A 17,005-nucleotide genomic window follows, 5' to 3' on the forward strand; every position below is an offset into this window, starting at 1 on the left:
CCGCCATCGGGGCCGGGGCACGCCGCTTCGCTTCCCGGCCCCGATGGCGGTCAGTCGCGTGGTACCGCGACCTCGTCGGCCGGCGCGCGCCCCGGGGTGACGACCCGCGTCGCCCGCGGCGACCGCACCGACACCAGTACCAGCGCACCGGCGACCGCCGCCGTCACACCCGCTGTCCATGACGCCGCGTTCAGCCCGGAGGCGAAGGCCGCCCGCAGCGTGTGCTCGGAGAACGCGCCCCGCAGCGCGCCCGCGCCCCCGCCCGCCAGCGTGTGCGCGGCGTCGTGCGGCAGCGTGTCCCGCATGCGCGAGGTCAGGACCGTGCCGAAGACGGCCACGCCGAGCGCGTACCCGAGCTGCCGCGCCGTGTTCACCGCGCCGCCCGCCATGCCCGCCCGCTCCTGGGGCACGGCGGCCAGCGCGGCCCCCGCGATCGCGGGGGACAGCAGCCCGGTGCCGATCCCGACCAGCACCAGCCCCGGCACGAGCACGGTCCAGTCCGCTCCCGCGTCCAGCACCGCCTGGCCGCACGCCCCCGCCCCGACCAGCAGCAGCCCGCCGCCGATCGTCAGCCGCGCAGGCGTCCCGTGCAGCAGCCGCCCGCCGAGGACCGAGACCACCATGGCCGCGCCCGTCACCGGCAACAGCACCAGCCCACCCCGCACCGGACTCAGGCCCTGCACCGTCTGCAGCCAGATCGACAGGTACGGGGTCACCCCGAACGCCGTCCCGCTGAAGGCGAACGCGCCCACCAGCACGCCCACGAACGCGGGCCGGCGGAGCAGGGACAGGTCCAGCAGCGGGTGCGCGGCACGCCGCTCGACGCGCACGAAACAGGCCAGGGCGTACGCGGCGAGCACGAACGAGGCCACGGCGCCCGTCGACGTCCAGCCCTCCTCGCCGGCCCGCACCACCCCGAACGTCGCCGCCCCCGCGAAGCAGGCGAACGTCACCGTTCCCGCCCAGTCGACCCGTTCTCGGCCTCGCTCGTGCGGGAGCCCCGCCCCACGCCTGCCCCTGGACTCCGGGACCCTGCGCAGCGTCAGCCAGATCGCGGCCAGGCTCACCGGCAGGTTCACGAAGAAGATCCAGCGCCAGCCCGGCCCGTCGGTCAGCACCCCTCCGAGCACGGGCCCGACCGCCGCCGCACCCCCGCTCACCGCACCCCACACACCGAGCGCGACCGATCGCTGCCGCCCCTGGTACACGGAGCCCAGCAGCGGCAGCGTCGTCGCGAACATCGCGGCGGCGCCCACCCCCTGCAGGACCCGCGCCGCCACCAGCGCCCCCGGCCCGGACGCCAGCCCGCACAGCAGCGACGCGACGGCGAACAGCACCACACCCGCCACATGGACCCGCCGCCGCCCCGCGACGTCGGCCGCCGCGCCGGCACCCAGCAGCAGCGCGGCGAGCGCGAGCGCGTAGCCGTCGACGACCCACTGCAGATCGCTGAGCGAGGCGTTCAGCGCCCGCGCCATGTCCGGCAACGCGACCACCACGATCGTCACGTCCAGCAACAACATGAACGTGCCCAGGCACACAGCCGTGAGCGGTCCCCATGTACGCATGTCCTCAGAATCCCCTCCCGATCAGGAGCGCGCGTCCTCCTGCTCGGCCGCGCATGTCTCCGTACGATGGGCCGTGCCGGACGATCAGCACGGCTGTCAGCGAACTGCCGCCGGAATCCGACAGGAACCGCTTTGATTACGCTGGAATCCCCCACGCTCGACGCGCTCGATCTGCGCCTGCTGGCCGCCCTTGAGGTGGACGGACGGGCCCCCTTCAGCCGCATCGGAGCCGTCCTCGGCGTCTCCGACCAGACCGTGGCCCGCCGCTACCGCAGGCTGTGCGCCGAGTCCGGGCTGCGGGTCGTCGCCGTCCGGGACGCCCAGCGCCTCGGCCAGGACCAGTGGACGCTCAGACTGCGCTGCGCCCCCGACGGAGCCGAACCCATCGCTCAGGCCCTCGCCAGGCGTCCGGACACCCACTGGATCGGGCTCGCCTCGGGCGGCACCGAGATCGTCTGCATGACCCGCCCGCGCAGCCCGGGAGACCACGACGACCTCCTGCTCGGCAAGCTGCCGCGCACTCCGCGCATCGTGGAGATCCGCGCCCACCAGTTCCTGCACCGCTTCTTCGGCGGGCCGACGGGCTGGACGAGCAAGTTCGGGCTGCTGGACGACGACGAGACCGCTGCCCTGCGCCCCGGCCCCGTGGCCACCGAGGGTCCCGCCCGTATCGACCCGGAGGACGAACCCCTGGTCGCCGCACTGGAACGCGACGGCCGGGCCACCTACCCGGAACTCCAGCGCGCCACCGGCCGCTCGGAGTCGGCCGTCAAGCGCCGTCTCGCCGGCCTGCTCGCGTCGGGAGCCGTCTACGTCGACGTCGAGTACGACCAGGAGATCGTCGGCCACCACCGGGTCGCGGCCCTCTGGATCACCGCCGAGCCCGCTCGCCTGCAGGCCGTCGGGGAGGCCCTCGCGACCCACGACGAGGTCGCCTACGCCGCCGCGACCGCGGGCCCCTCCAACATCTTCGTGAGCGCGGTCGTCCGGGACACGGCACACCTGTACGCCTACCTGAGCGGGACGATCGGCTCCCTCGAAGGAGTCCGGCACGTGGAGACGACGCCGTACCTGCGCAGGGTCAAACAGCTCACGTACGCGCAGTCGCGCTGAGGCCCGGCCGGCGTCAGCGGGGAACCCCGGGGGGTCAGTCCCGCCGCCCCCGGTGCAGCCGGTCCCCGCCGGACAGGATCGACGCCGCGAGCGCGTCCGCCGCGCCCTGCGCCGAGCCGCGCCGCCGCCCGTGCACGACGACGAAGTCGACCTCGCCCAGCTCGGGCAGGCCGGCCCGGTCGGGCACCCGGACCAGGCCCGGGGGCACCAGCCCGTGCGAGTGCGCCATCACGCCGAGGCCCGCGCGGGCCGCCGCGATCAGCCCGTTGAGGCTGCCGCTCGTGCACGCGATGCGCCAGGCGCGGCCCTCGCGCTCCAGCGCCTCCAGGGCCAGCGCCCGGGTGATCCCCGGCGGCGGGTACACGATGAGCGGCACCGGACGGGCGGGATCGAGACGCAGCCGCTCCGCGCCGATCCACACCAGCCGGTCGTGCCAGACGAGTTCGCCGCGCGGGTCCTCGGGCCGCCGCTTGGCCAGCACCAGGTCGAGCTTGCCCGCGGCGAGCTGCTCGTGCAGGGTCCCCGACAGCTCCACCGTCAGCTCCAGGTCCACCTCGGGGTGGTCGCTGCGGAAGCGCTCCAGGATCTCCGGCAGCCGGGTCAGTACGAAGTCCTCCGACGCGCCGAAGCGCAGCCGTCCGCGCAGCCGGGTGCCCGTGAAGAACGCCGTCGCCTGTTCGTGCACCTCAAGGATCCGGCGCGCGAAACCGAGCATGGCCTCGCCGTCCTCCGTCAGCTCCACGGAGTGGGTGTCCCGCGAGAACAGCTGCCGCCCGGTGGCGTCCTCAAGACGGCGCACGTGCTGGCTGACCGTGGACTGGCGCAGCCCGAGCCGGCGGGCGGCCTGCGTGAAGCTCAGCGTCTGGGCCACCGCGAGGAAGGTGCGCAGATGAGAGGGGTCGTACATGCTCATGACCCTAGCGTGGTCATCGTGAAACGCGATAACAGTCAGAGCGGTATGACGGATTCCCGATCACGGTGATCAGGTGGACGATGGAGAGGGCGCGATCCGGCCCGAAGTGATCAGAACCAGGCAGTACAGAACCGAGCAAGTGGAGCACCGTGAAACGCCTGCAGTGGCCCAGTTGGCTGCCGATCGACCCGTACATCCTGCTGTTGCTGGGGACGGTGGGCATCGCGGCTCTCCTCCCGGCCCGGGGCACCGCCGCCGACGTCGCCTCGGGCGCCTCCACGGCGGCGATCGCCTTCCTGTTCTTCCTCTACGGCGCCCGCCTGTCCACCCGTGAGGCGCTCGACGGGCTGAAGCACTGGCGGCTCCACGTCACCGTCCTCGTCTGCACCTTCGTGATCTTCCCGTTGCTCGGCCTCGCCGCACGCGCGCTCGAACCGGTGTTCCTGACGCACTCCCTCTACATCGGGCTCCTCTTCCTCACCCTCGTGCCGTCGACCATCCAGTCGTCGATCGCGTTCACGTCGATGGCGCGCGGCAACGTGCCCGCCGCGATCTGCGCGGGCTCCTTCTCCTCCCTGGCCGGCATCGTCATCACGCCGCTGCTGGCGGCGAGTCTGCTGGGCAGCGGCGCGGGCGGCTTCTCCACGGACTCGCTCGTGGAGATCGTGCTGCAGCTGCTGGTGCCGTTCGTCGCCGGGCAGGTGGCCCGCCGCTGGATCGGCGGATTTGTCACGCGCCACAAGAAGGTCCTGGGCCTCGTCGACCGCGGCTCGATCCTCCTCGTCGTCTACGTCGCGTTCAGCGAGGGCATGGTGCGGGGCATCTGGCACCAGGTCAGCCCCGTACAGCTGGCGGGCCTGCTGGTCGTCGAGGCCGTGCTGCTCGCGGTGATGCTGCTGCTCACCTGGTACGGCGGGAAGGCGCTGCGGTTCAGCCGTGAGGACCGGATCGCGATCCAGTTCGCGGGCTCGAAGAAGTCCCTCGCCTCCGGACTGCCCATGGCGAGCGTGCTCTTCGGCGCGCAGGCGTCCCTCGCCGTGCTGCCGCTGATGCTCTTCCACCAGATGCAGCTCATGGTGTGCGCGGTCATCGCCAAGCGCCGCTCCCACGACCCGGTGGAGCCGGAGCTCACCCCGGAGCGAGACGCAGCGACACGAACCGCGGTCGGTACAGGGACACGTTCCGGCTGAGGTTCACCTGCGCCGACGTGGCGTCGGCGTCCAGCCAGTTGACGTCGTAGCTGAGCACGAGCCGCCCGCCGCGGCTCAGCGCGGGGTGGGCCTGCGGGTTGTACGCGGCCACGTCACCCTCGGGCAGCGGCGGGCTGAAGCCCTTCGCGGGGCCGTGCCAGGGGCCGGTGGGCGAGCAGGACCAGTACGAGGTGACCGTGGTCAGGCCCCGGGTTCCCGCGGCCATGGTGAACAGCACATACGTACGACCGTCGCGGACCACCGTGAACGCGCTGCCCACCCCCCTGCGCCGCCCGTCCCCGAGCACCGGCTCCGGCCGGCCGCGCACCACCCACCGGCCGCCGTCCCAGTACTCCCACGCACCGGGCTCGCCCAGCCTGCCGCGCGGCACCCGGGCCACGTACGCCTGTGACACCGGGCGGGCGGCGGCCTGCGCGTCGTTCCCGCCGAAGACGTACGTCCAGTCGCCCGCGTCGACGGCCGTCGTCCCGAACAGCACCCGCCGGGCCGGGTCGGCCACCGACCCCTGGTCCAGGACGGTTGTGATGCCCTCCAGGCGCAGGCCGGGCAGGGAGAGCGTGGCGACCTCGGTGGCCGTGGGTACGCCGTAGATCCACGGGGCCTGACCCGCCGTACGCGTCCACAACAGCACCCGCACCACCTTGTCCGGCGACCCGGGGGAGCGGGCCTCGACGCGTGCCGCGACGGGCCAGCGCCACTGCTGCGGGGCCGGGTCCGGAAAGACAGGCGTCGGGAGCGTGGACAACAGCCGGCCCGAACTCGACATCACCACCGCCGAGTTGCGCACCAGCGGCGCCGAGGCGTCCCGCCACGCGACGGACTCGCCGACCGGGTTGGGCGGCCCGTGCACCTGGCCGAGATAGGTGTCCGAGAACAGCCACAGCACGCGCCCGTCCGGCAGCCGCACCGAGTGGGTGCCGTCACCGCCGGTCCAGTCGTCGGTGCGCGTACCGTCGTCGCCGTACCGGGCGAACTCGCCCGTGAGCGCGCCGTCCGCGCTCCAGGCCCGGACCGTTCGGGCCGCGCACGTGCCGCCGCCCTCCCGGTCGTCCGGGAGGGCGGTGAGCAGCACGGCCGCGAGGACCAGCGCCAGGAGGAGCCCCAGGCCGGTCCCCGTACGCCGTCGTGCTCGTGCGTCGTCGGGCACGCAGGGGACGTTAGTGGCCCTTGTTCACCCGGTCCATGGGCAGCCACAGGATCGAGCCGCGGGTCGTCGCCCGGGCGGGCGTGCCCGGCTCGCGCAGTCCGGTCAGCTCCTTGTCGCCGAGCGCCCGGTCGTAGACGCGCACGTCGTCGATCGCCCCGTCGAAGTGCGCCCGGCTGTCCGGCTTCTGCCCTATGTGCACGCCGAACGGCGAGTTCCGGCTGACCGACCCGGCCACGTCCGCCGTACTGACCGCCGTCCCGTCGACGAACAGCGTGAGCTCACCGCCAGCGCGCCGCAGCGCGAGATGGTGCCACTGGCCGTCGTTGTACGCGCCGGCCGTGCGCACGGACGCCGACCTGGGCGCCGAGGCCCCGTCCCGCACGGTGATCAGACCCTGGATCCGGTCCGACGCGGGCTCCCCGCGCAGCCATACCTGCGGCTGGGTCGTGCCCACACCGCCCATCCACAGCAGCGGCTGCTCACCGGTCGTGGCCGAGTAGCGGAACCACAGGGACGCGGTGAAGTCCTTCGTCCCGAGCGGGAGCCGCGCACTGTACGGCAGGCGTACGGCGTCGTCGATGCCGTCGAACCCCATCGCGCCGCCGAACACGCCGTCCGTCGTGCCCGCCCCGCCGAGCACCCGAGCCGGCCTGCCGCCGGGCGCCCTGTCGGCCGTGGTCGGGTCGGGGGCGCGGCGTGGCCGCAGCCAGTCCTCGGTGAAGCGGGCGAAGCGGATCTCGTCGCGGGCGTCGACGGCGCCGCCCTCGTACATCAGCCCCACGGTGTCCTCGGCGATGCCCACCATGTCGGAGTAACCGGACCAGTCCGTGGTGACGACCGTGCCGCGGTCCACGCTGTCCCAGGTGCGCCCGCCGTCGTAGGAGGAACGGATCATCATGGTCCGGCGGCGGTCCGGGTCGCCGGGGCAGGCGAGGAGGAGCCGGCTGCCGAGGCGGAGCGAGGAGCCCTGCACCTGCGGCGTGTAGAAGTCGGGGAGGGTCTTGAAGGGGGAGTCGAAGCTGTCGCCCCCGTCGCTGCTGACGGTCTGGGTGCGATGGCCGAGGTCGGTCCCGTCCTGTTCGCGTCCGCTGACGAAGACGGAACCGTCCTGGCGTTCGGTGAGCGTCAGCTCGGAGGGTTTCTGGCGGAACGTTCCGTCGGCCGCGATCGGCCAGGAGTCCGTGGCGCCGATCCTCCAGTGCTCGCCGCCGTCGTCGCTGACGATGAGCGCGGCGTGGTTGGCGCTGACGCGGGTGCCGTCCCAGGTCTCGGTGTTGACGCCGAAGACGAGCCGGCCGGCGTGCTTGCCGCGGGTGAGCTGGATGCCGTGCACCGGCCCGGTGGCGTACCAGGAGTTCCAGTGCGCCGGCCGGATCTCGTCACTCAGGTCGCGCGGCTCGGACCAGGTGAGGCCGTCGTCGTCGCTGTACTGCAGGTGGGGGGTGCGGTCGCAGGGCACCTGGCAGTTCGCGCTGTCCGTGCGGCCCGTGTTGTACGTCTCGGCCAGCAGGATGCGGCCGGTCCTGCGGTCCACGATCGGCGCGGGGTTGCCGTGGGTGTCGCCGGCGCCCTCGGTGACGACCCGGAGCGGGCCCCACGTGCGGCCGCCGTCGGTGGAACGCTTGACCACGATGTCGATGTCGGCCGCGTCCCCGCAGTTGAGCACGCGGCCCTCGGCGAACGCCAGGAGGGTGCCCTGGGTGGTCTTCACGATCGCCGGGATCCGGAAGCAGGCGTAGCCCGGGTCCTGCGAGGCCTTGAACAGGATCTGCTGGTCGAACTGCCCGGCCGTGGACTGCCGCGGGCCGGTCGCCGTCACCGGTTCGGCCCCCGCCGGACCCGGCGACACGAGTAACGCGGCCATGGCGAGCACGGCGGTGAGCGCCGCGATGACGAGTGATCTGAGACGTGCACGGTGACTTGACGGCATGGTGCGGTCCGCCCTTCATGCGTCGCGGCAAACAGGACATCGGACATCCCACGTCCAACGTGCAGGGCCACAGACGCTACTTCGCGCCCAAGTGCCTCACAAGAGGTGTGCCGCCATGCCGGTGACGAGGGGTCAGGGCAGCAGCACCACCTTGCCGAGGTTGCTCCGCGACTCGATCACCTCATGGGCCTTCGCCGCGTCCTCCAGAGCGAACGTCCCGTGCACGGCGGGCCGCAGCCTGCCCTCCCCGAACAGCTCCCACAGCTCGCGCCGCCACCGCTCGTACAGCTCCGGCCGCTCGCGCGCGATCCGCGCCATCTGGAAGCCGGTCACGGTCCTGGCGCCCACGAGCAGGTCGTACGCATGAATGGTCCCGCCGCCGGAGCTGTACGCCACGAGCCGGCCGCCGGGCGCTACCGTGGCGAGGGCCGGGGTGATCAGGTCCCCGCCGACGGCGTCGAGCACGTAGTCGACGGGGGTGCCCAGGTCGTCGTACGTGACCACCTCGTCGGCGCCCATGGCCCGTACGAACTCCGCCTTCGTCGCGTCCGACACGGCGCCGACGACCCGTTTTGCCCCGCGCACCCTCGCGAGCTGGACCGCGAGGTGGCCGACGCCGCCGGCCGCCGCCGTCACCAGGGCCGATTCGCCGGGCGCGGGGCGTGCCGCGTCCAGGGCGCCGAGCGCGACCAGCCCGCTCCGTACGAGCGCGACCGCGTCGACGGCGCTCGCGCCCTCGGGCAGGGGTGACGCCATGCCCTCCTGCAGCAGCGCGAAGTCGGCGTATCCGTGTCCCAAGCACAGTCCGGTGACACGGTCGCCGGCCCGGAACCGCGTGACGCCCGGACCCACCGCCACCACCTCGCCGGTGATCTCGCCTCCGAGCGGTACCGCCTCGGGCGCCTCCGTCACCTTGCGAACGACGGGGAGCGTCACCCCGACGGCCTCCGCGCGGACGACGAGTTCGCCGGGCCCCGCCGCCGGGGCGGGAACCTCCTCCAGGAACAGCGGGCCACCGGGCTGTTCGTACCGGACGCGACGCATCACACCTCCACGAGTTCACGAGCCATCGAGGGCAAGTCGTTGGGAGCCCCCATGATGATCGCTCGTTCATGGGGAGTCCCAACGGTTTTTCGGTACGGTGGCCCCGTGTCCGCAGAAGCCCCGCTCCCCGCGATCCGCTCCCTCCCCAGCTGGCTCCTCGGCCGGGCGGCCGCGCGGGGCCGGGCCCTGGTCGCCGAGGCGCTGGCCGCGGAGGGTATGAAGATGTGGCACCACGTCGTGCTCTCCGCGGTCCGCGACCTCGCTCCCGTCGCCCAGGCCGACCTGGGCCGCGGCGTCCGGCTCGACCCCAAGGACCTGGTCGGGATCCTGAACGACCTCCAGGCCGCCGGGCTGGTCGTGCGCGCGCCCGACCCCGCCGACCGCCGCAAGAACGCGGTGTCCCTCACCGGCGCGGGTGCCCGCGTGCTGGAGCGCTGTGAACGAGTCGCGCGGGCGGCGAACGACGAACTGCTGTCCCCGCTGACCATGGCGGAACGCGAGCAGTTCACGGGCTTGTTGATCCGGATTTCCGGTACGGAAGGCTGATGCGGGCTAACGTTCCGTCATGACCGCACCGGACACCGAACCCCGACTCGCCCTCGACCCCAAGCGCACCGCGCTCGTGCTCGTCGACCTGATGGACCGCATCGTCGGGCTGCCCCTGGAACCCCGTAAGGGAACCGACGTCCTCGTCGCCGCCGAGGCGCTGGCGAGCACCTTCCGCTCCGTGGGCGCTCTCGTCGTGCTCATCCGTGTCGAGCGGTCCGGTGCCGTGGAACAGCCACCCGGCAGCGGACTGGTCACCGGTCTCGCCCGGGACGGCGACCTCGAGATCGTGAAGCGGACCCTCGGCGGCTTCCAGGACACCGGCCTGGACGAGCGGCTGCGCGAGCGCGGCATCACCACCCTCGTCTTCGGCGGCATCGCCACCAACCTCGGCGTGGAGTCCACCGCCCGCGCCGCCGGTGACCTCGGCTACGACCTCGTCTTCGTGGAGGAGGCGATGGCCGCGTTCACGGCCGCCGAGCACGAGGCGTCGGCGCGGCTGGACTTCCCGCGGCTGGGGACGGTGGTGACGGTCGCGGACGTTCACTTCACCGCGGACTGAGCCGTCCGGGCGAGCCCCGACGGCAAGGAGCCGAAGGGGCGCGCCGGAGGCGAACCGAGCCTGAAGAAACCCGGAAGAAAACAGCGGGGCCCCTGCGGCGCAGGGGGCGCTCCCCGCCGGCCGGGGCCCCGCCGCCGTGTCGCGGGGAGCCGGTCAACCCTGGGCGGCCGCGGCCCGCAGGGCGATACGGTCCTCGCCCGCGTACACGTTCATGGAGGCGCCCCGCAGGAAGCCCACCAGCGTCAGACCCGACTCCAGGGCCAGGTCGACCGCCAGCGACGACGGCGCCGACACCGCCGCGAGCACCGGGATGCCCGCCATCACCGCCTTCTGCGCGAGCTCGAAGGAGGCGCGGCCCGACACCAGCAGGATCGTGCGGGCCAACGGGAGCCCGCCGTTCTGCAGCGCACGCCCCACCAGCTTGTCCACCGCGTTGTGCCGGCCCACGTCCTCCCGTACGTCGAGGAGCTCGCCGTCCTCACCGAACAGGGCCGCCGCGTGCAGGCCCCCGGTCCGGTCGAAGACCCGCTGGGCCGCGCGCAGCCGGTCGGGGAGCTCCGCGAGGAGCGCGGGATCGACACGGACCGGGGGAGCGTGACCCCCGTGGGTGTCGTCGATGGGCCAGCGGGCCGTCGTACGGACCGCGTCCAGCGACGCCTTTCCGCACAGCCCGCACGACGATGTCGTGTACACGTTGCGTTCGAGCGTGATGTCCGGGATCGCGACGCCGGGGGCCGTCCGCACGTCCACCACGTTGTACGTGTTCGAACCGTCCACCGTGGCGCCCGCGCAGTACACGATGTTCTGCAGGTCCTTCCGCTCCGCCAGCACCCCCTCGCTCACCAGGAAGCCCGCCGCCAGCGCGAAGTCGTCTCCCGGTGTGCGCATCGTGATCGCGAGGGGCTTGCCGTTGAGCCGGATCTCCAGCGGTTCCTCGGCGACGAGCGTGTCCGGGCGGGTGGAGACGGCCCCGTCCCGGATGCGGATCACCTTGCGTCGTTCCGTGACTCGTCCCATGTCGTTCCGTGTCCGTCCCGTGTGCCGATCGGTGCTGTCAGTCCCGGTTCTGTACGTGCTGGTAGCCGAAGCGGCCCTTGATGCACAGGTTGCCGTGGGTCACCGGATTGTCGTGCGGCGAGGTGACCTTCACGATCTCATTGTCCTGCACGTGCAGGGTCAGGTTGCAGCCCACTCCGCAGTACGCGCACACCGTCGTCGTCTCCGTCTGCGCGGACTCGTCCCACGTACCCGCCGCGCGCATGTCGAACTCCGACTTGAAGGAGAGCGCGCCCGTCGGGCACACCTCGATGCAGTTCCCGCAGTACACGCAGGCCGAGTCCGTGAGCGGCGCGTCGTGCTCGACGGCGATCCGGGCGTCGAAGCCCCGCCCGGCCACGGAGATCGCGAACGTGTTCTGCCACTGGTCGCCGCACGCGTCCACGCACTTGTAGCAGAGGATGCACTTGTCGTAGTCGCGGACGTAGAGGTCGTTGTCGATCTTCGGTGCCTCGTTCAGCCGGGCCGCGTCCGGGCCGAAACGGTCCGGCTTCGCCTCGTACTCCTTGATCCACTCGGCCACCTTCGGGGTCGTCGACAGGTCGACCGACGACGCGAGCAGTTCGAGCACGATCTTGCGGCTGTGGCGGGCGCGCTCGGTGCCGGTACGGACCTCCATGCCGGGCTCGGCCCTGCGGGAACAGGCCGGGACCAGCGTCCTGGACCCCTCGACCTCGACCACGCAGACCCGGCAGGCGTTCTTCGGGGTGAGGGTGTCGCCCTCGCACAGGGTCGGGACGTCCTTGCCCGCCGCCCGGCAGGCGTCGAGGATCGTCGAGCCCTCGGGAGCGCGCACCGGCTCCCCGTCGATGGTGAACTCCAGGAGGCGGCGCGGCACTCCGAGCGGTATCACGGTCATTCGTACGCCCCCAGACGGTCGATGGCGGATTCCACGGCGTTCCACGCGGTCTGCCCGAGACCGCAGATCGAGGCGTCGCGCATCGCACGGCCCACCTCGCGCAACAGCGCGATGTCACCGGCCGCGGCCGCCCCGGTGCGCTCGACGATCCGGTGCAGCGCCTCCTCCTGCCGCACGGTCCCGACCCGGCACGGCACGCACTGGCCGCACGACTCGTCTCGGAAGAACTCGGCGATGCGCAGCAGCAGGCGGGGGAGCGGCACGGTGTCGTCGAACGCCATCACCACGCCCGAGCCGAGGGTGGTGCCGGCCTCGCGGGTGCCCTCGAAGGTGAGCGGGATGTCCAGCTCGTCGGGCCGTACGAAGCCGCCGGCCGCCCCGCCCAGCAGCACCGCCCGCAACCGCTCCCGCACCCCGGCCAGTTCCAGCAGCTCGCCCAGCGTCGCGCCGAAGGGCAGCTCGTAGATGCCGGGGCGGTCGACACCGCCCGACACGCAGAACAGCTTGGGGCCCGTGGACCTGCCGGTGCCGATCGCCGCGTACGCCGGTGCCCCCATGGTCAGGATGGGCAGGACGTTGACGAGGGTCTCGACGTTGTTCTCGGCGGTGGGCTTGCCGAAGAGGCCCTTCTCCACGGGAAAGGGCGGCTTCGAACGCGGCTCGCCCCGGTAGCCCTCGATGGAGTTGAACAGCGCGGTCTCCTCGCCGCAGATGTACGCGCCCGCCCCGCGCCGGATCTCGATGTCGAAGGCGTACCCCTGGCCGAGGACGTCCTCGCCGAGCAGTCCGCGGGCGCGGGCCTGCCCGATGGCGTGGGTGAGGCGGTCCAGCGCGCGCGGGTACTCGCCGCGCAGGTAGAGGTAACCCTTGTGCGCCCCGGTCGCGTACCCGGCGATCGTCATCGCCTCGACAACGGCGTAAGGGTCGCCCTCCATGACGACCCGGTCCTTGAACGTGCCCGGCTCGGACTCGTCCGCATTGCACACCAGGTAGTGCGGGTGGTCCGGCTGGGACGCGGTGGCCTGCCACTTGCGTCCCGTGGGGAACGCGGCGCCGCCCCGTCCGACCAGCCCGGAGTCGGTCACCTCCCGGATGACTCCGGCGGGGCCGAGCGCGAAGGCCCGGCGGAGGGCCGTGTAGCCGCCGTGGGCCCGGTAGTCGTCGAGGCTGAGGGGGTCAATGACGCCGACGCGGCGCAGGAGGATCAGGCCGTCCTGGCCCGCCTGGGGCACGGCCAGGGCGGCCGGGGGTTCGGCGGGGGCCGTTTCGGGGGCGGTGGCGGCGACGATGGTCGTCTCGACGGTGGCGGGTGCGACGACGGCTGTGGCCCGACGAGCCCGCGGCGGAGCCGCTGATGGATGCAGTCGCCCCCGCCGCTCCTTCCCATTCCCGACCCTGGGGGCTGCGGCCCCCGGACCCCCGCTGCCGGCCTGAACGGCCTCGTCCTCAAACGCAGGACGGGCTGAAAAGCCAAGCCCCGGCCGGGGAGAATCCAGCCCCTCCGGCGTTTGAGGAGCGGGGTCCGGGGCGGAGCCCCGTGCGGGGTCGAAGGGGCGAAGCCCCTGGGGGACGGGACGGGTAGGGGCGGCGGGGGCGGAATCACTCTCGGCGACACCCGCCCGGACCACCAGCGCCGCGGGCGCCCGCTCGCACAGCCCCAGACACGGGCTGCGCTCCACCGACACCCCACTCCCGGGCCCCAGCCGCGACTCCACCCCGGCGCACAGCTCCGCCGCCCCCGCCCCCGCACACGCGAGATCCGTGCACACGTGCAGCACCGTCGCGGGCCGCGGACGCACCGAGAACATCGAGTAGAACGTCGCCACCCCGTACGCCTCCGCCGGCGGCACCGTCAGCCGCCGGCACAGGTAGTCCAGCGCGCCCTCGCTGATCCAGCCCACCCGGTCGTTGATCGCGTGCAACCCCGGCAACAGCAGATCACGGCGGTCCCGCGCCTGGCGTCCGCCCCGCGCCCACCGCAGATCGGCGTCGGAACGATCGGCGCCCTCCCAGGAGGACTCCGGCGGCCCGAGCAGCGCGTCGACCGCGGCCCGTTCGTCGTCCGTCGGCTTGCTGTCACCGAAGTGCAGATCCATGTCCTGTCTCAGCTCCTCACGGCCGTGACGGGCAGCTTCTCGATCCTGATCGCCGACGCCTTGAACTCCGCCGTGCCCGCGATGGGGCAGTTGGCCTCGATCGTGAGCGCGTTGGTGTCCACCTCGTCGGGAAAGTGCATGGTCATGAAGGCGAGCCCGGGCCGCAGGGCCGTGTCGACCCACACCGGCGCCACCACGGAGCCGCGCCGCGAGGACACCCGTACCTCCTCACCGACCACCACCCCGTACCGCTCCGCGTCCTCCGGGCACAGCTCCACGTACTCACCGCGGCGCAGGGGCGAGGCGAAACCCCCGCTCTGCACCCCCGTGTTGTACGAGTCGAGCCGCCGACCCGTGGTCAGCCGGATCGGGTACTCCTCGTCCGTCAGGTCCACCGGCGGATCGTGCTGGACGATTCCGAACGGCGCGGGCACGCCGCGCCTCGCCGGGTCCGTCTCCCACAACCGGCCGTGCAGATAGGTCGGTTCCAGCCTGCCCGTGTCCGGGCACGGCCACTGGATGCCCTGGTGCTCCTCCAGACGGTCGTACGTCATCCCGTAGTGGTCCGGCGACACCGACCGCAGCTCGTTCCAGACGGCCTCGGCGTCCGCGTACTTCCACTCGTGGCCGAGGCGTGCCGCCAGGTCGCAGATGATGTCGATGTCCTCGCGCGCCTCACCGGGCGGGGCGACCGCCCGCCGTACACGCTGAACGCGCCGCTCGCTGTTGGTCGTCGTGCCGTCCGTCTCCGCCCAGCCGGCCGTCGCGGGCAGGACGACGTCCGCCAGTTCCGCCGTCTTCGTGAGGAAGATGTCCTGGACCACGAGGAAGTCCAGCTGCTTCAGCCGCCGTACCGCCTGCTCGCTGTCCGCCTCCGACTGCGCCGGGTTCTCCCCGATGCAGTAGACGGCCCGCAGCGTGCCCTCCTCCATGGCCTCGAACATCTCCGTCAGGTTCAGCCCGTAGCGCGGCTGGATGACGGTGTCCCACGCCGACTCGAACTTCAGCCGGGCGTCGGCGTCGAGGATGTCCTGGAAGCCCGGCAGCCGGTTCGGGATCGCGCCCATGTCGCCGCCGCCCTGCACGTTGTTCTGCCCGCGCAGGGGCTGCAGCCCGGCGCCGTAGCGGCCCACGTGACCGGTCAGCAGGGACAGGTTGATCAGCGCCCGTACGTTGTCGGTGCCGTTGTGGTGCTCGGTGATGCCGAGCGTCCAGCACAACTGGGCGCGCTCGGCCCGGGCGTACGCGTGCGCCAGGTCACGGATCGCGGCGGCCGGCACGCCCGTCACCTTCTCGGCGAGCGACAGCGTCCAGGGTTCGACCAGGGCCCTGTACTCATCGAAGCCCGTCGTCGCGCGCTCGATGAACGCCGTGTTCGCCAGGCCCGCGTGGATGATCTCCCGCCCGATGGCGTGGGCCATCGGGATGTCCGTGCCCACGTTCAGACCGAGCCAGCTCTCCGCCCACTCGGCGGTGGACGTGCGGCGCGGGTCGACGGCGTACATCCGGGCGCCGTTCCTGATCCCCTTCAGCACGTGCTGGAAGAAGATCGGGTGGGCGAAACGGGCGTTGGAGCCCCACATCACGATCAGGTCGGTGTGTTCGACCTCCTCGTACGACGACGTCCCGCCACCGGAGCCGAAGGCCGCCGACAGGCCGGCGACGCTCGGGGCGTGGCAGGTGCGGTTGCAGGAGTCGACGTTGTTGGTGCCCATCACCACGCGGGCGAACTTCTGCGCCACGTAGTTCATCTCGTTGGTCGCGCGGGCGCAGGAGAACATGCCGAACGCGCCGCGCGCCGCGCCGAGGCCACGGGCGGCACGGTCCAGGGCCTCGTCCCAACTCGCCTGCCGGAACGGCTCGTCGCGCGAGTCCCTGACGAGCGGGTGGGTGAGCCGGGTGTAGGTCTTCGGGGTCCGGTCGCGTTTCCTTGTGTTCCTCGTGTTCCTCATGCGGCGCTCCTCAGCGCGAGCAGGTCAGAGATGGCGTGGACGGTGCGGAGTGTGGGCACCTCGACGCCGGTGATCTCCGCCAACTCGACGACTGCCGCGAGGAGTACGTCGAGTTCGAGCGGTTTGCCGCGCTCCAGGTCCTGGAGCGTGGAGGTGCGGTGGTCGCCGACGCGTTCGGCGCCCGCGAGCCGGCGCTCGATGGACACGCCCACCTCGCAGCCCAGCGCCTCGGCGACGGCGAGCGTCTCGGTCATCATGATCTGGATGACCCTGCGGGTGCCGCCGTGCAGGCACATCTGCCGCATGGTGGCGCGGGCGAGCGCGCTGATCGGGTTGAACGAGATGTTGCCCAGCAGCTTGAGCCAGATGTCGCCCCGCAGCTCGGGCTCCACCGGGCACTTGAGGCCGCCCGCCGTCATGGCCGCGCTGAACGCCCGGCAGCGCGCGGAGACGCTGCGGTCGGGCTCGCCGATGGAGAACCGGGTGCCTTCCAGGTGCCGTACGACACCCGGCCCGGCGAGCTCCGTGGCCGCGTAGACGACACACCCGACGGCCCGTTCGGGCGCGAGCACCGCACTGACCGCGCCGCCCGGGTCCACGCTCTCGACACGGTGCCCGTCGTGGGGGCCGCCGTGCCGGTGGAAGTACCACCAGGGGATGCCGTTCTGGGCGGCCACCACCGCCGTCGTGTCGTGGAGCAGTGGCTCGATCAGCGGCCCGCACGCCGCGTACGAGTTGGCCTTCAGACCCAGGAAGACGAAGTCGACCGGCCCGATCGCGCCCGGGTCGTCGGTGGCGTTCGGCCGCGCCGTGAAATCGCCGCGCGGGCTGAGCACCCGCACTCCGTGCTGCCTCATGGCCGCCAGATGCGGTCCACGGGCGATGAGGTGCACGTCGGCGCCCGCACGATGCAGGGCAGCGCCGACGTAGGCGCCGATGGCTCCGGCGCCGAGAACCGCGACTTTCATACGAGGGAGCTCCGTTCGGTCGAGGGTACCGAGGAACTGC

At 72.5% G+C, this 17,005-nt stretch carries 14 protein-coding genes; 4 read left to right on the forward strand and 10 right to left on the reverse strand.

The genetic code is table 11. The annotated features are described in order from the left end of the window. Positions 1-50: 50 nt before the first annotated feature. A complete protein-coding gene (locus ACZ49J_RS16460) occupies positions 51-1,568 on the reverse strand; it encodes an MFS transporter (protein ID WP_467453544.1) in 1,518 nt (505 codons plus the stop codon). Positions 1,569-1,709: 141 nt separating this feature from the next. Between ACZ49J_RS16460 and ACZ49J_RS16465 the strand changes: the two genes are divergently transcribed. Then, positions 1,710-2,681, forward strand: coding sequence for an Lrp/AsnC family transcriptional regulator (locus ACZ49J_RS16465; protein ID WP_467453693.1), 972 nt, complete (start codon positions 1,710-1,712; stop codon positions 2,679-2,681). A gap of 34 nt (positions 2,682-2,715) precedes the next feature. Here ACZ49J_RS16465 and ACZ49J_RS16470 read toward each other — a convergent pair whose 3' ends face one another. Beyond that, the gene (locus ACZ49J_RS16470) at positions 2,716-3,588 is read right to left on the reverse strand and encodes a LysR substrate-binding domain-containing protein (protein WP_467453694.1); all 873 of its coding nucleotides are present in this window, start codon (positions 3,586-3,588) and stop codon (positions 2,716-2,718) included. 155 nt (positions 3,589-3,743) lie between these two features. Between ACZ49J_RS16470 and ACZ49J_RS16475 the strand changes: the two genes are divergently transcribed. Next, complete coding sequence (locus ACZ49J_RS16475; RefSeq protein WP_467453546.1) at positions 3,744-4,784, forward strand: bile acid:sodium symporter family protein; 1,041 nt, start codon at positions 3,744-3,746, stop codon at positions 4,782-4,784. On the opposite strand, the gene ACZ49J_RS16480 is transcribed toward ACZ49J_RS16475, so the two are convergent. The 3 genes from ACZ49J_RS16480 to ACZ49J_RS16490 all read right to left on the reverse strand — a co-directional run bounded on the left by ACZ49J_RS16480 (position 4,723) and on the right by ACZ49J_RS16490 (position 8,926). Beyond that, positions 4,723-5,952 carry a hypothetical protein gene (locus ACZ49J_RS16480; protein WP_467453547.1) on the reverse strand — a complete coding sequence of 410 codons (1,230 nt, stop codon included), beginning with the start codon at positions 5,950-5,952 and terminating at the stop codon, positions 4,723-4,725. The genes ACZ49J_RS16475 and ACZ49J_RS16480 overlap by 62 nt on opposite strands. Positions 5,953-5,962: 10 nt before the next feature. Beyond that, positions 5,963-7,882, reverse strand: a complete 1,920-nt coding sequence (locus ACZ49J_RS16485) for an exo-alpha-sialidase (protein WP_467453548.1) — start codon at positions 7,880-7,882, stop codon at positions 5,963-5,965. Between the two features lie 132 nt (positions 7,883-8,014). Continuing rightward, positions 8,015-8,926: a quinone oxidoreductase family protein gene (locus tag ACZ49J_RS16490; RefSeq protein WP_467453550.1), complete on the reverse strand. Its 912-nt coding sequence runs from the start codon at positions 8,924-8,926 to the stop codon at positions 8,015-8,017. A gap of 54 nt (positions 8,927-8,980) precedes the next feature. Here ACZ49J_RS16490 and ACZ49J_RS16495 point away from each other — a divergent pair, with 54 nt between their 5' ends. Together ACZ49J_RS16495 and ACZ49J_RS16500 are read left to right on the forward strand one after the other, a co-directional pair. After that, positions 8,981-9,472, forward strand: coding sequence for a MarR family winged helix-turn-helix transcriptional regulator (locus ACZ49J_RS16495; RefSeq protein ID WP_467453695.1), 492 nt, complete (start codon positions 8,981-8,983; stop codon positions 9,470-9,472). A 19-nt stretch (positions 9,473-9,491) separates the two neighbouring features. Continuing rightward, on the forward strand, positions 9,492-10,034 hold the full coding sequence (locus tag ACZ49J_RS16500; RefSeq protein WP_467453552.1) for an isochorismatase family protein: 543 nt from the start codon (positions 9,492-9,494) through the stop codon (positions 10,032-10,034). Between the two features lie 153 nt (positions 10,035-10,187). Here the strand turns inward: ACZ49J_RS16500 and fdhD are convergent, their stop codons facing one another. The 5 genes from fdhD to ACZ49J_RS16525 are packed head-to-tail and all read right to left on the reverse strand — an operon-like array spanning position 10,188 to position 16,965. Continuing rightward, positions 10,188-11,051 (reverse strand): formate dehydrogenase accessory sulfurtransferase FdhD, encoded by an 864-nt coding sequence (gene fdhD, locus ACZ49J_RS16505; protein ID WP_467453553.1) that lies wholly within the window; start codon positions 11,049-11,051, stop codon positions 10,188-10,190. A 37-nt stretch (positions 11,052-11,088) separates the two neighbouring features. After that, on the reverse strand, positions 11,089-11,949 hold the full coding sequence (locus ACZ49J_RS16510; protein ID WP_467453554.1) for a 2Fe-2S iron-sulfur cluster-binding protein: 861 nt from the start codon (positions 11,947-11,949) through the stop codon (positions 11,089-11,091). After that, positions 11,946-14,045: an NAD(P)H-dependent oxidoreductase subunit E gene (locus ACZ49J_RS16515; RefSeq protein ID WP_467453556.1), complete on the reverse strand. Its 2,100-nt coding sequence runs from the start codon at positions 14,043-14,045 to the stop codon at positions 11,946-11,948. Before ACZ49J_RS16515 ends, ACZ49J_RS16510 begins: the two co-directional genes overlap by 4 nt. A gap of 8 nt (positions 14,046-14,053) precedes the next feature. Beyond that, positions 14,054-15,997, reverse strand: a complete 1,944-nt coding sequence (locus ACZ49J_RS16520) for a molybdopterin oxidoreductase family protein (protein ID WP_467453557.1) — start codon at positions 15,995-15,997, stop codon at positions 14,054-14,056. Further along, positions 15,994-16,965, reverse strand: a complete 972-nt coding sequence (locus ACZ49J_RS16525; protein WP_467453558.1) for a 2-dehydropantoate 2-reductase — start codon at positions 16,963-16,965, stop codon at positions 15,994-15,996. The genes ACZ49J_RS16520 and ACZ49J_RS16525 overlap by 4 nt, the downstream gene beginning before the upstream one ends. Positions 16,966-17,005 lie beyond the last annotated feature (40 nt).

The sequence above is a fragment of the Streptomyces sp. NPDC030840 genome (assembly GCF_055572015.1).